The following is a 13523-nucleotide window of genomic DNA, read 5'->3' on the forward strand; positions in this document are numbered from 1 at the left end:
AAAGGAGGGAAAGATGTCGAGACTGGCCGCCTTCAACTTCCAGAAATGGATCGACGAGCACAGGCACCTGCTCAAGCCGCCGGTGGGCAACCAGCAGATCTGGAAGGACGCCGGGCTGATGGTCACCGTGGTTGGCGGGCCGAACAAGCGCACCGACTACCACGACGACCCGGTCGAGGAATTCTTCTACCAGCTCAAGGGCGACATGGTGCTGAAGATCCACGATACCGAGACCGGCGAGTTCTACGACGTGCCGATCCGCGAGGGCGACATCTTCCTGCTGCCGCCCCATGTACGGCACTCGCCGCAGCGGCCGCAGGAGGGCTCGATCGGGCTGGTGATCGAACCGGAGCGGCCCGAGGGCGCGCTGGACGCGATCGAGTGGTACTGCTTCGAATGCAACGCCCGCGTCCACCGGGCCGAGATCGATCTCGAGTCGATCGTCGACGACCTGCCGCCGATCTACGCCGCCTTCTATGCCGACGAAAAGGCCCGCACCTGCCCCGAATGCGGTGCGCTGCACCCGGGCAAGGAGCCGCCGGAGGGCTGGGTGAAATTGTAATATTTTAGGCTTGAAATAACGAATCCGTCATTTCATGCTGAGGACAAGAACAAAGCCGGAGACCGGCAACCAACACGGGAGAGGAAGATATTATGAAAAGAAGGACATTTCTGGCCGCGGCCGCCCTGGCCGCTGCATTCGCCCAACCGGCGGCCGCGCAGGACGCGGTGAAGATCGGCATGATCACCACGCTGTCCGGCCCGGCCGGCTATCTTGGCCAGGACATCCGCGACGCGATGCAGCTGGCGATCGAGATGGGCGGCGGCAAGCTCGGCGGCGTGCCGGTCGACCTGGTGGTCGAGGATGACGGGCTCAAGCCCGGCAAGGGCCGCGAGATCGCCGACAAGTTCATGCAGAACGACGGTATCAAGCTGCTGACCGGCATCGTCTTCTCGAACGTGGCCAACGCCGTGGTGCCCGAGGTCGTCGACAACGGCGCCTTCTATATCAGCCCCAACGCCGCGCCCTCGACCCTGGCCGGCAAGGGCTGCTCGGAAAACTACTTCGTTGTCTCGTGGCAGAACGACGCGCTGCACGAGCCGGCGGGCGTTGCTGCCACTGCGGCGGGCTACAAGTCGGCCTTCGTGATGGCGCCGAATTACCAGGCCGGCAAGGACGCCATCGCCGGCTTCAAGCGCACCTTCAAGGGCGAGATCGTCGGCGAGGTCTATACTCCGCTCGGCCAGACCGATTTCGCCTCGGGCATGGCGCAGATCCGCGCCGCCAACCCGGATGTCGTCTATGAGTTCTACCCGGGCGGCATGGGCATTGCCTTCCTCAAGCAATACAGCCAGGCCGGCTTTACCGGGAAGATCCCGATGGTGCTTTCGGAACCGTCGCTGGACGCGGTGATCCTCAAGGCCGTCGGCCAGGCCGCGGTCGGGATCGAGGTGACCTCGCACTGGAACCGCGATTTCGACAACGCGGCCAACAAGGCCTTCGTCGCCGCCTGGGACAAGAAATACAACCGTCCCATCACCACCTATGCCAGCCAGGGCTACGACACCGCGATGCTGATCGCCTCGGCGCTGAAGGAGGCCGGCAGCCCCGACAATGCCGACGCCTTCCGCGATGCGCTGCGCAAGGCCGATTTCGCCTCGGTCCGCGGCAAGTTCGCCTTCGGCCAGAACCAGCACCCGGTGCAGGACTGGTATCTGCTCAAGATCGAGGATGTCGACGGCACCCCGACGGCGGTGACCCAGAAGAAGATCCTCAGCGACTACGGCGATCCCTACGCCAGCCAGTGCAAGATGTGATCTGACGCGGCAGGCGGGCCGGTGACGCACCGGCCCGCAGCCAAGAAGAAACAAGCCGGAAACGATCGGGCAGGGGCATGATTCTCGTTCTCGAACAGATTCTGAACGGGCTGCAGTATGGCGTGATGCTGTTCCTGCTGGCCGCCGGGTTGACGCTGATCTTCGGCATCATGGGGGTGATCAACCTCGCCCATGGCTCGCTCTACATGATCGGCGCCTATGCCGGGACATGGGTGGCGGCCGAGACCGGCTCGTTCTGGCTCGGGCTGCCGGCGGCGCTGGCGGTCGCGGGTCTTGCCGGCGTCATCGTCGAGGCGACGGTGGTGCGCCGGCTCTACACTCGAAGTCACCTCGACCAGGTGCTGGCGACCTTCGCGCTGATCCTGATGGCGAACGAGGCCATCACCCTGATGTTCGGCCGCCAGCCGGTCTTCACCCCGCTGCCGGCGGCCTTCTCCGGCTCGGTCGGGCTGCTGCCGGGCCTGTTCTACCCGACGTACCGGCTGCTGATCATCGCCGCCGGGCTGATCGTCGCCGGCGGGCTCTACCTGCTGATCAACCGCACCCGGGTCGGCATGCTGGTGCGCGCCGGCGCCACCAATCGCGAGATGGTGCGGGCGCTGGGCGTCGATATCCGCCGGCTCTACACGCTGGTCTTCGGGCTGGGCGCGCTGCTGGCCGGGCTGGCGGGCTACATGACCGGGCCGATCTCTGCGGTGCAGGTCGGGATGGGCGAGCGCATCCTGCTGCCCGCCTTCGTTGTCGTCGTCATCGGCGGCGTCGGCTCGATCCGCGGCGCCTTCGTCGCCGGCATCTCGCTCGGCGTCATCGACACCTGCCTGCGCGCCTTCCTGCCGGGGATGCTGCGCGGGCTGATGCCGATCAGCCAGGCCGACGCGCTCGGCCTCGGCATCTCGTCGATGGGCATCTACCTGCTGATGGCCGTGGTGCTGCTGGTGCGGCCGCGCGGGCTGTTCCCGGTCACCGGGCAGGGAGGGTTCTGACCATGCGTCCGTTTCCCCTGATCGGCGCGCTGGTGACGCTGGCGCTGCTGGCCGTGCTGCCGCAGATGGCCGGGGCGCTGGGTGCGCCCGCGACGACCCAGATCGCCACCCGGGTCCTGATCTACGGCATTGCCGCCGCCAGCCTGAACTTCGCGCTCGGCTATGGCGGCATGGTGTCCTTCGGCCACGCCGCCTTCTTTGGCATCGGCGGCTATGTCGTCGCCATCCTCTATTCGCACTGGTTCGCGGACGCGCCGCTGCTGGGGGTCATCCCCGGCACCAACCAGCTGCTGATCACCCTGCCGCTGGCGGTGCTGGTCGCGGGCGTCTTCGCGGCGCTGATCGGCGCCTTGTCGCTGCGCACCGGCGGGGTGCAGTTCATCATGATCACGCTGGCCTTCGCGCAGATGCTGTTCTTCCTCTTCGTCTCGCTCAAGGCCTATGGCGGCGAGGACGGGCTCTCGATCCGCCGCCCCAACGAGTTCTTCGGTCTCAACCTGCGCGACCGCGAGACGATGTATTACCTGACGCTGGGCGTCGCCGCGCTGTTCTTCGCCGGGCTGCACCGGCTGGTGAATTCGTCCTTCGGGGCGATGATCGCCGGCATCCGCCAGAACGAGCGCCGGATGGAGGCGCTCGGCATCGCCACCTATCGCTACAAGCTGTTCGCCTTCATCCTGTCGGGCATGGGCGTCGGACTGGCCGGGGCGCTGATGGCCAACGCGATGCGCTATGTCAGCCCCGACATGATGCATTGGAGCCGCTCGGGCGAGCTGATGATCATGGTCATCCTCGGCGGCACCGGCACCCTGTTCGGGCCGCTGATCGGCGCTGCCGTGCTACTGGTGCTGGAGACCTGGCTGGCGGGCTGGACCGAGAACTGGAACCTCGGCGTCGGCATCGTGCTGCTGGCGGTGGTCATGTTCAGCCGCGGCGGGGTGAGCGCGTTGCTGCGGAGGCGGAAATGAACGCGAACGGACCGATCCTGCAGATCGAGGGGCTGGAGAAGCGTTTCGGCGGGCTGACGGCCACCGACGGGGTGACGCTGGATCTGCGGCCGGGCGAGATCCACGCGCTGATCGGGCCGAACGGTGCCGGCAAGTCGACCCTGATCAACCAGCTCTGCGGCGAGCTGGCGCCCGATGCCGGCACGATCCGGCTGATGGGGCGCGACGTCACCCACCTGCCGACCCATGCAAGGGTGGCGCTGGGGCTGGGCCGGACCTTCCAGGTGACTTCGCTGCTCGACGATTGCACCGTCGGCGAAAGCGTGGCGCTGGCGGTGCAGGCCCATGCCGGCGGCAACCTGCGGCTGTGGGACCGGGCGAAAGGCCGGCGCGTCGTGCAGGCCCGCGCCGAGGCGCTGCTGGCGGGGACCGGGCTCGAGGACCGCGCCGGGGTGCCCTCGGCCGATCTCAGCCATGGCGAACGCAAGCAGCTCGAACTGGTGATGGCGCTGGCGCTGGAGCCGGCGCTGATGCTGCTCGACGAGCCGATGGCGGGGCTGGGGCCGGTGGAAAGCCAGCAGATGGTGACGGTGCTGCGCGGCCTGCGCGACCAGACCGCGATCCTGCTGGTCGAGCACGACATGGAGGCCGTCTTCGCGCTGGCCGACCGGATCTCGGTGCTGGTCTATGGCCGGATCATCGCCACCGGCAGCGTCGAGGAAATCCGCGACAACGCAGAGGTGCGCGAAGCCTATCTGGGCGGGGAGGACGAGCTGTGCTGAGCGTGACCGGCCTGCAGGCCGCCTACGGGGCGAGCCAGGTGCTGCATGACGTCGAGCTGCAGGTGAAGGATGGCGAGGTCGTGACCTTGCTGGGCCGCAACGGCATGGGCAAGACGACGACGGTGCGCAGCATCATGGGGCTGGTGAGCCCGCGCGCCGGGCGGGTGTCGTTTTCCGGCCAGGAGGTGCAGGGGCGGCCGCCCGAGCGCATCGCCCGGCTGGGCATCGGCCTGGTGCCCGAGGGGCGGCAGGTCTTCCCCTCGCTGACCGTGCGCGAGAACCTGGTGGCGACGGCGGCCAACCGGCTGCACCGCCCCGACCCGTGGGTGCTGGAAACGGTCTACGAGCTGTTTCCCCGGCTGAAGGAGCGCGCCGGGCAGAGCGCCGGCACCCTGTCGGGCGGCGAGCAGCAGATGCTGGCGGTCGGCCGGGCGCTGATGACCAACCCGCGGCTGCTGATCCTCGACGAGGCGACCGAGGGGCTGGCGCCGGTGATCCGCACCGAGATCTGGCATTGCATCGCCCATCTCAAGCAGGCCGGCCAGTCGATCCTGCTGATCGACAAGAACCTCGCCGTGCTCAAGCGGCTGGCCGACCGGCACTACATCATCGAGAAGGGGCGCACGGTCTGGTCGGGCAATGCCGCCGACCTGGAACGCGACGCGGCGCGGGTGCATGGCTATGTCGGGCTCTGAGCTGCGGCTGGTGCTGGTCGGCTTCGGCGCCATCGGTCAGGAGGTGGCGCGGCGGCTGGCCGGGCGGCCGGGCGTGGCGCTGGCCGGCGTCGCGGTGCGCGATCCCTCGGCGCCACGCGAAGGGCTGCCTGCTGGCGCGGGGCTGATCGGCGATCCGTCAGAGCTGGCGGCGCTGGCGCCCGACATGGTGGTCGAGGCGGCGGGCCGGGCCAGTGTCGGCCCCTGGGGCCGGGCCGCGCTGGAACTCGGCGCCCGCTTCGCCGTCTCCTCGACCTCGGCTTTCACCGAGGAGGGGCTGCTCGATGCGCTGACGGCGCTGGCCGAGGCGCGGGGCGGCCAGCTGATCGTGCCGCCGGGCGCGCTGGGCGGGATCGACGCGCTGGCCGCTGCCGCGCTGCTGCCGCTTGATGCGGTGCGCCACGAGATCATCAAGCCGCCGCGGGCCTGGATCGGCAGCCCGGCGGAACGGCTCTGCGACCTCGACACCCTGTCCGCCCCGGTCACCTTCTTCGAGGGATCGGCGCGCGAGGCCGGGGCGGCCTTCCCGCAGAATGCCAATGTCACCGTCATCACCGCGCTGGCCGGTCTCGGGCTCGACCGCACCCGCGTGGCGATGACCGCCGATCCCGGGGCGGTGCTCAACGCCCATCGCATTGTCGCGCGCGGGGCCTTCGGCAAGCTTGACATGCGGATCGAAAACCAGCCCCTTGAGGGCAATCCCAAGTCGTCCGCGATGACGGCGCTGAGCCTCGTGCGGCTGATCGAGACCCAATCCGCCACGCTGCGGATCTGACCCGGAAAGGAAACGCCCGATGGACATGCAGAACAGCCAGGTGATCTCAGCCCCGCGCCAGGCGGTGTGGGACGCCATCAACGATCCCGAGGTGCTCAAGCGCTGCATTCCCGGCTGCGAAGAGATCGAGCGGGTGTCGGATGAGGAGATGGCGGCCAAGATCGTGCTCAAGATCGGGCCGGTGAAAGCCTCGTTCAAGGGCGCGGTGCATTACGAGAACGTGGTCGAGCCGGAAAGCATCACCCTGTCGGGCTCGGGCTCGGCCGGGGTCGCGGGGCAGGCCAAGGGCTCGGCCGACGTCACCCTGACCGAGGTCGAGGAGGGCACCGAGCTGGCCTACGAGGTGCGGGTGCAGATCAGCGGCAAGATCGCCCAGCTCGGCTCGCGCCTGATCGATTCGACGGCGAGGAAGCTCACCGGGCAGTTCTTCGACCGGCTCGAGGCCGAGTTCGCCCCGCCCGAGGAACAATGACCTCCGCGTTGGCCACGGAGGCGGCGCTGCCGCGCGCCCGGCTCGACGCCGATTACTCGGCGCGGGCGACGGTGACGCCGGAGGTGTTCGAGGCCATCATGGCCGAGTATCGCCGCGGGACCGAGGCGGCGCGGGCGCTGCCGGGGACGCGGCTCGATCTGCCCTACGACGTCGAAGGCGACCGGACGCTCGACCTCTACGGCGCCGTGCCGGGCGAGTTGCGGCCCGTCTTCCTGTTCATCCATGGCGGTTACTGGCGCGCGCTATCGAAGGCCGAGTCGGGCTTCATGGCGCCGATGCTGGCGGCGCAGGGTATCGCCTGCGCCGTGCCCGACTATCGCCTCGCCCCGACGGTCGGGATCACCGAGATCGTGCGCGAGATGCGGGCCGCGCTGGCCTGGCTGTGGCACAACGCGGCGGCGCAGGGGATCGACCGCGACCGCATCTTCGTCGGCGGCAGCTCCGCCGGCGGGCATCTTGCCGGCACCCTGCTGGCGCCCGGCTGGCAGGCGCATCACGGCCTGCCCGAGGACGTGGTGTGCGGGGCGCTGCCGGTCAGCGGCCTCTACGACCTGGCGCCGATCGCGGCCAGCCATGTCCAGGACTGGATGGGGTTCACCGCCGAAGAGGTGGCCGAATACAGCCCGATCCGCCACCTGCCGCGTGCCGGCCGGGTGACGGTGGCGCTGGCGGCAGGGGAGGCGGCAGGCTTCACCCGCCAGAGCCGGGCCTATGCCGGGGCGCTGACCGCCGCCGGCATCCCGACGCGCTGGCTGGAAGTGCCGGCGCGCAACCATTTCGACGTCATCCTCGACCTCGCCGATGCCGAAACCGCCCTGTCGCGGGCGCTGCTGGAGATGATCGCCGCCGAGTGAGCGGCCGAGCCGCGGCGACGGACGCTGACGCATGGGGGCGGTGCCAGTGGCGCCGCCCTGTTTCGTCGCGCCGTCGGTTCGCCGCCCTGCAAGCCCCGCTGCTCGAAGCGAGGCCATGGCCCGGCCCGGCTCCGCCGCGTCGGACAGCGGGGACGGTTTCATTTCAAGTTAGAAATTTTAAGCTTGAAGAAAAATTGCGGCAGTGCCAACCTGTGCTCGGAACGTGCCTGAAAAGGGAGAACTCGGAATGAAGGTTCTGGTGATCGGCGGCGGGCCCTCGGGGCTGTATTTCGCGATCAGCATGAAGCGCCGCGATCCGGCACATCAGGTCACGGTGATCGAGCGCAACCGTGCCGATGACACCTTCGGCTGGGGCGTGGTGCTGTCGGACGAGACGCTGTCGAACATGGCGGCCAACGACGCCGAGAGCGAGGCGCTGATCCGCTCGCATTTCGCCTATTGGGACGACGTCGCGGTGATCCATCGCGGCCAGCGCACGGTTTCCTCGGGCCACGGTTTCTGCGGCATCGGCCGCAAGCAGATGCTGCTCGACCTGCAATCCCGCGCCCGCGACCTTGGCGTCGACCTGCAGTTCGAGACCGAGGCGGGGGCGATCGAAGAGGCGATGGCGGAATATGACCTCGTGGTCGCTGCCGACGGTCTGAATTCGCGCGTGCGGACCGAGCTGGCGGCGCATTTCAAGCCCGAGATCGACGTCCGCAAGAACAAGTTCGTCTGGCTCGGCACGCATCAGAAATTCGACGACGCCTTCACCTTCATCTTCGAACAGACCGAGCATGGCTGGGTCTGGGCCCATGCCTACCAGTTCGACGCCGATACCGCGACCTTCATCGTCGAATGCTCGCAGCAGACCTACGACGCCTTCGGCTTCGAGCAGATGACCAAGGAGGAGAGCATCGCCACCTGCGAGCGCCTCTTCGCCGACCACCTTGGCGGTCACGAACTGATGTCGAACGCCAACCACATCCGCGGCTCGGCCTGGCTCTCCTTCCCGCGGGTGCTGTGCGAAAAGTGGTATTACAAGAACGTGGTGCTGCTGGGGGACGCCTCGGCGACGGCGCATTTCTCGATCGGCTCGGGGTCCAAGCTGGGGATGGAGAGCGCCATCGCGCTGGCGGATTACCTGAACGATGGTTCCGATATGGAAAGCGCCTTCGCCCGCTACCAGGAGGAACGGCGTGTCGATGTCCTGCGGCTGCAATCGGCGGCGCGCAACTCGACCGAGTGGTTCGAGGATGTCGAGCGTTACCTCGACCTGTCGCCGATCCAGTTCACCTACTCCCTGCTGACCCGCAGCCAGCGGATCAGCCACGAGAACCTGCGCCTGCGCGATGCCGGCTGGCTGCGCAGCGCCGAGGACTGGTTCCAGGCCCAGGCCGGCGGCAATGCCGGCCATGTGCCGATGTTCGCGCCGTTCCGGCTGCGCGCGCTGACGCTGGCCAACCGCGTCGTCGTCTCGCCGATGGCGCAATACAAGGCGGTCGACGGCTGCCCGACCGACTGGCATTTCGTCCACTATGCCGAGCGGGCCAAGGGCGGCGCCGGGCTGGTCTATACCGAGATGACCTGCGTCAGCCCCGAGGGCCGGATCACCCCGGGCTGCCCTGGCCTCTACGCGCCCGAGCACGAGGCGGCCTGGGCCCGGCTGGTCGGTTTCGTCCATGCCGAGACCAGCGCCAGGATCTGCTGCCAGATCGGCCATTCCGGCCGCAAGGGCTCGACCCAGCTGGGCTGGGAAAAGATGGACGCGCCGCTCGAGGCGGGCAACTGGCCGACGCTCTCGGCCTCGGCGATCCCGTGGTCGGACGCCAACCCAGCGCCGAGGGCGATGGGCCGGGCCGACATGGACAGGGTGACGGGGCAATTTGCCGCCGCCGCCGAGATGGCGCAGCGCGCTGGCTTTGACATGATCGAACTCCATGCCGCCCATGGCTACCTGCTGTCTTCCTTCATCTCGCCGAAATCGAACATCCGTTCGGACGAATACGGCGGCAGCCTGGAGAACCGGCTGCGCTACCCGCTCGAGGTGTTCCGGGCGATGCGGGCGGTGTGGCCCGAAGAGAAGCCGATGTCGGTGCGGATCTCGGCCAATGACTGGGTCGGCGACGACGGCGTGACGCCGGAAGAGGCGGTCGAGATCGCCCGTGCCTTCACCGAGGCCGGGGCCGACATCATCGACGTCTCGGCCGGCCAGACCTCGACCGACGCCAGGCCGGTCTACGGCCGGATGTTCCAGACCCCGTTCTCGGACCGGATCCGCAACGAGGCCGGCATCGCGACGATGGCGGTGGGCAATATCTACGAGCCCGACCACGTCAACTCGATCCTGATGGCCGGGCGGGCCGACCTGGTCTGCCTCGCCCGACCGCATCTGGCCGATCCCTACTGGGCCTTGCACGCGGCGGTTGAGTTGGGCGATGAGGCGCCGGAATGGCCGCTGCCCTACCTCGCCGGGCGCGATCAGGCGCGGCGGCTGGCAGAGCGGGCAAAGGAAACAGGAGCGGTATGATGGCGCGACGGGTGCTGGTAACGGGCGGCGGATCGGGGATCGGGCGGGCGGTGGCCCGCGCCTTCGCCGAGGCGGGCGAGGCGGTGACGATCTGCGGCCGCAACGTCGAGGCGCTGGCGGAAACCGACGGCGGCCGCGGCATGACCTGTCTTGCCTGCGACGTGACCGACGAGGCACAGGTGAACGCCCTGTTCGACGCGCCTTACGACGTCGTCGTCGCCAATGCCGGCGGCGGCAAGGCGGGCAAGCTGGGCGATACCACGCTCGAGATGTGGAACGACACCCTGGCCGTCACCCTGACCGGCGTCTTCCTGACCCTGCGCGCGGCCCTGCCCGGCATGGGCAAGGGCGGGCGCCTGATCGCCATCGGCTCGACCGCCAGCCTGCAGGGCGGCGCCAATATCGCCGCCTATGCCGCCGCCAAGCACGGCGTGCTGGGGCTGGTGCGCTCGGTGGCGCAGGAGGTGGCGAAGAAGGGCATCACCTGCAACGCGGTCTGCCCCGGCTTCGTCGCGACCGCGATGGCCGACCGCGCCGCCGAGGGGCTGATGGCGCGTCGCGGCATCGCCCGCGAGGAGGCCATGGCGTTGCTCTACGCCGACAACCCGGTGGGCCGGCTGATCACGCCCGAGGAAGTGGCGGCATCGGTGCTGTTCCTCGCCTCGGAAGGCGCGGCGATGGTCAACGGTCACGCCCTGTCGGTCTCGGGAGGAGAGATATGAGAGACATGCCCAACGACCCGCTGTCCAAGCGCCGGCTGAAGACCTGGATCCGGCTGCTGGGCGTCACCCGCGGTGCCGAGGCGCATCTGCGCGACTTCCTGCGCCGCAACCACGACACCACCCTGCCGCGCTTCGACGTCATGGCCGCGCTCTACCGTCGGCGCGACGGCGCGACGATGTCGGAACTGTCGCGCATGCTGCTGGTCTCGAACGGCAACGCGACGGCGGTGGTCGACCGGCTGGAAAAGGACGGCCTGGTCAAGCGCCGGCCCTCCGAGAACGACCGCCGCACCGTGATCGTGGCGCTGACCGAGGCCGGGCTGCACAGCTTCGAAGCCCTGGCGGAAGAGCACGAGCGCGAGGTCAACACCCTCTTCGCCGGGCTCGGCGAGGCCGATCTCGACACCCTGACCGACATTCTCAAACGCATGGGGAAAGACAGCGCATGACCCAGATGGCCGGGCTGACGCCCACCCATTTCCTGTGGCACGTGACCGACCGGATCGCGACGATCCGGCTCAACCGTCCCGAACGCAAGAACCCGCTGACCTTCGACAGCTATGCCGAGCTGCGCGACACCTTCCGCGCGCTGGCCTATGCGACGGACGTCGACGTCGTGGTCTTCGCCTCGAACGGCGGCAACTTCTGCTCGGGCGGGGACGTGCACGAGATCATCGGGCCGCTGGTCGGCATGGAAATGACCGAGCTGCTGGCCTTCACCCGGATGACCGGCGACCTGGTCAAGGCGATGATCCATTGCGGCAAGCCGGTGATCTCGGCCATCGACGGGGTCTGCGTCGGCGCCGGGGCGATCATCGCCATGGCCTCGGACCTGCGGCTGGCGACGCCCGAGGCGAAGACCGCCTTCCTGTTCACCCGCGTCGGGCTGGCAGGCTGCGACATGGGCGCCTGCGCGATGCTGCCGCGGATCATCGGCCAGGGCCGGGCGGCGGAGCTGCTCTATACCGGCCGGGCGATGAGCGCCGAGGAGGGCCTGGCCTGGGGCTTCCACAACGCGCTGCACCCGGCCGAGGAGCTCGAGGCGGCGGCGCACAAGCTGGCGGCGCGGATCGCGGCCGGGCCGACCTTCGCCCATGGCATCACCAAGACCCAGCTCGACCAGGAATGGAACATGGGGCTGGACCAGGCGATCGAAGCCGAGGCCCAGGCCCAGGCGATCTGCATGCAGACCCGGGATTTCGAACGCGCCTACCGCGCCTTCGTGGCGAAGGAGAAGCCGGTGTTCGAAGGGGACTGACGGCCGGGGGCGCTGCCCCCGGACCCCCGGGATATTTCAGTGAAGATGAAAGGCAAAGGCATGGCGGATCGGAGTTTCCTCGACTGGCCGTTTTTCGAGGACCGGCACCGGGAGCTGGCTTCGGCGCTGGACGCGTGGTGCGCGGCGCATCTGCCGGCGGATCACGGCGATGTCGATGCCGCCTGCCGCGGGCTGGTGGCGGCGCTGGGCGCGGATGGCTGGCTGACGCATTCGGGCGCCGGCGAAGGCGAGAAACTCGACGTGCGCAGCCTGTGCCTGATCCGCGAGACGTTGGCGCGGCATGACGGGCTGGCCGATTTCGCCTTCGCCATGCAGGGCCTGGGCATGGGCGCCGTCAGCCTGTTCGGCACGCCGGAGCAGCGGGAATGGCTGGCGCAGACGCGGGCCGGCAAGGCGGTTTCGGCCTTCGCCCTGACCGAGCCGGATTCGGGCTCGGATGTCGCCAATACCGCGACCACGGCCGCGCGGCGCGGTGACGGCTACGTCCTCAATGGCGAGAAGACCTATATCTCGAACGGCGGCATCGCCGATCTCTACGTCGTCTTCGCCCGCACCGGCGAGGCACCGGGGGCCAAGGGGCTCTCGGCCTTCCTGATGCCCGCCGACACGCCCGGCCTCGCGGTGGTCGAGCGCATCGACGTGGTGGCGCCGCACCCGCTGGCCCATCTGCGCTTCAATGATGTCGAACTGCCGGCCAGCGCGATGATCGGCGCGCCGGGCGAAGGCTTCAAGATCGCGATGTCGGTGCTCGATGTCTTCCGCTCGACCGTCGGCGCGGCGGCGCTGGGCTTTGCCCGCCGGGCGCTGGACGAGGCGCTGGAGCGGGTGCAGGCGCGCCAGGTCGGCGGTGCGCCGCTGAGCGAGCTGCAGATGGTGCAGGGCCACCTGGCCGACATGGCGCTGGATGTCGACGCCTCGGCGCTGCTGATCTACCGCGCCGCCTGGACCAAGGACAGGGGCGCGGCGCGGGTCAGCCGCGAGGCGGCGATGGCCAAGCTGCACGCCACCGAGGCGGCGCAGCGGGTGATCGACGCCGCCGTCCAGCTGCATGGCGGTGACGGCGTGCGCAAGGGATTCATCGTCGAGAGCCTCTATCGCGAGATCCGCGCGCTGCGGATCTACGAGGGCGCGAGCGACGTGCAGAAAGTCATCATCGCCCGGGCGGCGCTGGCAGAAGGGGCGAAGGCATGACCACCGTGCACGAGATGCTGCATCCGAGGAACTGGAAGCCGGCCGTCGGCTACGCCAACGGCATCGCCGCCGAGGGGCGGATGATCTTCTGCGGCGGGCTGATCGGCTGGAACGGCCAGCAGGAATTCGAGACCGACGATTTCATCGGCCAGACCGAGCAGACCCTGCGCAACATCGTCGCCGTGCTGGCCGAGGGCGGCGCCGGGCCCGAGCATCTGGTGCGGCTGACCTGGTACGTCACCGACAAGCACGAATACCTTGGCCGGCTGCGCGAGCTGGGCGCGGTCTACCGCGCGGTGATCGGCCGGCATTTCCCGGCCATGGCGCTGATCCAGGTGGCCGCCCTGGTCGAGGACCGGGCCAAGGTCGAGATCGAGGCGACGGCGGTGGTGCCACACGGCTAGGCGCCGGTTTT

General features: G+C 68.8%; 15 protein-coding genes. All 15 read left to right on the forward strand.

What is annotated here, in order from left to right; translation table 11 throughout:
• Window positions 1-13 precede the first annotated feature (13 nt).
• Window positions 14-562, forward strand: a complete 549-nt coding sequence (locus ACFOES_RS12425) for a 3-hydroxyanthranilate 3,4-dioxygenase (protein ID WP_377833611.1) — start codon at window positions 14-16, stop codon at window positions 560-562.
• Between the two features lie 92 nt (window positions 563-654).
• Complete coding sequence (locus ACFOES_RS12430; RefSeq protein WP_377833612.1) at window positions 655-1818, forward strand: ABC transporter substrate-binding protein; 1164 nt, start codon at window positions 655-657, stop codon at window positions 1816-1818.
• A gap of 77 nt (window positions 1819-1895) precedes the next feature.
• Entirely contained in the window at window positions 1896-2822 is a 927-nt protein-coding gene (locus tag ACFOES_RS12435) for a branched-chain amino acid ABC transporter permease (protein WP_377833613.1), read from the forward strand.
• Between the two features lie 2 nt (window positions 2823-2824).
• Window positions 2825-3790: a branched-chain amino acid ABC transporter permease gene (locus ACFOES_RS12440; RefSeq protein ID WP_377833614.1), complete on the forward strand. Its 966-nt coding sequence runs from the start codon at window positions 2825-2827 to the stop codon at window positions 3788-3790.
• Window positions 3787-4551, forward strand: a complete 765-nt coding sequence (locus tag ACFOES_RS12445; protein ID WP_377833615.1) for an ABC transporter ATP-binding protein — start codon at window positions 3787-3789, stop codon at window positions 4549-4551. Before ACFOES_RS12440 ends, ACFOES_RS12445 begins: the two co-directional genes overlap by 4 nt.
• Window positions 4545-5246: an ABC transporter ATP-binding protein gene (locus ACFOES_RS12450; protein WP_377833616.1), complete on the forward strand. Its 702-nt coding sequence runs from the start codon at window positions 4545-4547 to the stop codon at window positions 5244-5246. The genes ACFOES_RS12445 and ACFOES_RS12450 overlap by 7 nt, the downstream gene beginning before the upstream one ends.
• Window positions 5233-6039, forward strand: coding sequence for an aspartate dehydrogenase (locus ACFOES_RS12455; RefSeq protein WP_377833617.1), 807 nt, complete (start codon window positions 5233-5235; stop codon window positions 6037-6039). Before ACFOES_RS12450 ends, ACFOES_RS12455 begins: the two co-directional genes overlap by 14 nt.
• A gap of 19 nt (window positions 6040-6058) precedes the next feature.
• Window positions 6059-6511, forward strand: a complete 453-nt coding sequence (locus ACFOES_RS12460) for a CoxG family protein (RefSeq protein WP_377833618.1) — start codon at window positions 6059-6061, stop codon at window positions 6509-6511.
• Window positions 6508-7386 carry an alpha/beta hydrolase gene (locus ACFOES_RS12465; RefSeq protein WP_377833619.1) on the forward strand — a complete coding sequence of 293 codons (879 nt, stop codon included), beginning with the start codon at window positions 6508-6510 and terminating at the stop codon, window positions 7384-7386. The genes ACFOES_RS12460 and ACFOES_RS12465 overlap by 4 nt, the downstream gene beginning before the upstream one ends.
• Before the next feature lie 247 nt (window positions 7387-7633).
• Window positions 7634-9916 (forward strand): bifunctional salicylyl-CoA 5-hydroxylase/oxidoreductase, encoded by a 2283-nt coding sequence (locus ACFOES_RS12470; RefSeq protein ID WP_377833620.1) that lies wholly within the window; start codon window positions 7634-7636, stop codon window positions 9914-9916.
• Window positions 9916-10638, forward strand: a complete 723-nt coding sequence (locus ACFOES_RS12475) for an SDR family NAD(P)-dependent oxidoreductase (protein WP_377833621.1) — start codon at window positions 9916-9918, stop codon at window positions 10636-10638. The genes ACFOES_RS12470 and ACFOES_RS12475 overlap by 1 nt, the downstream gene beginning before the upstream one ends.
• Window positions 10635-11087 carry a MarR family winged helix-turn-helix transcriptional regulator gene (locus ACFOES_RS12480; protein ID WP_377833622.1) on the forward strand — a complete coding sequence of 151 codons (453 nt, stop codon included), beginning with the start codon at window positions 10635-10637 and terminating at the stop codon, window positions 11085-11087. The genes ACFOES_RS12475 and ACFOES_RS12480 overlap by 4 nt, the downstream gene beginning before the upstream one ends.
• Complete coding sequence (locus tag ACFOES_RS12485) at window positions 11084-11896, forward strand: enoyl-CoA hydratase family protein (protein WP_377833623.1); 813 nt, start codon at window positions 11084-11086, stop codon at window positions 11894-11896. Before ACFOES_RS12480 ends, ACFOES_RS12485 begins: the two co-directional genes overlap by 4 nt.
• A 60-nt stretch (window positions 11897-11956) precedes the next feature.
• Window positions 11957-13108, forward strand: a complete 1152-nt coding sequence (locus tag ACFOES_RS12490) for an acyl-CoA dehydrogenase family protein (protein ID WP_377833744.1) — start codon at window positions 11957-11959, stop codon at window positions 13106-13108.
• Window positions 13105-13512 (forward strand): RidA family protein, encoded by a 408-nt coding sequence (locus ACFOES_RS12495; RefSeq protein ID WP_377833624.1) that lies wholly within the window; start codon window positions 13105-13107, stop codon window positions 13510-13512. Before ACFOES_RS12490 ends, ACFOES_RS12495 begins: the two co-directional genes overlap by 4 nt.
• The last annotated feature ends 11 nt before the right edge of the window (window positions 13513-13523 follow it).

This window comes from Acidimangrovimonas pyrenivorans, assembly GCF_042643245.1.
Taxonomy (GTDB): domain Bacteria; phylum Pseudomonadota; class Alphaproteobacteria; order Rhodobacterales; family Rhodobacteraceae; genus Acidimangrovimonas; species Acidimangrovimonas pyrenivorans.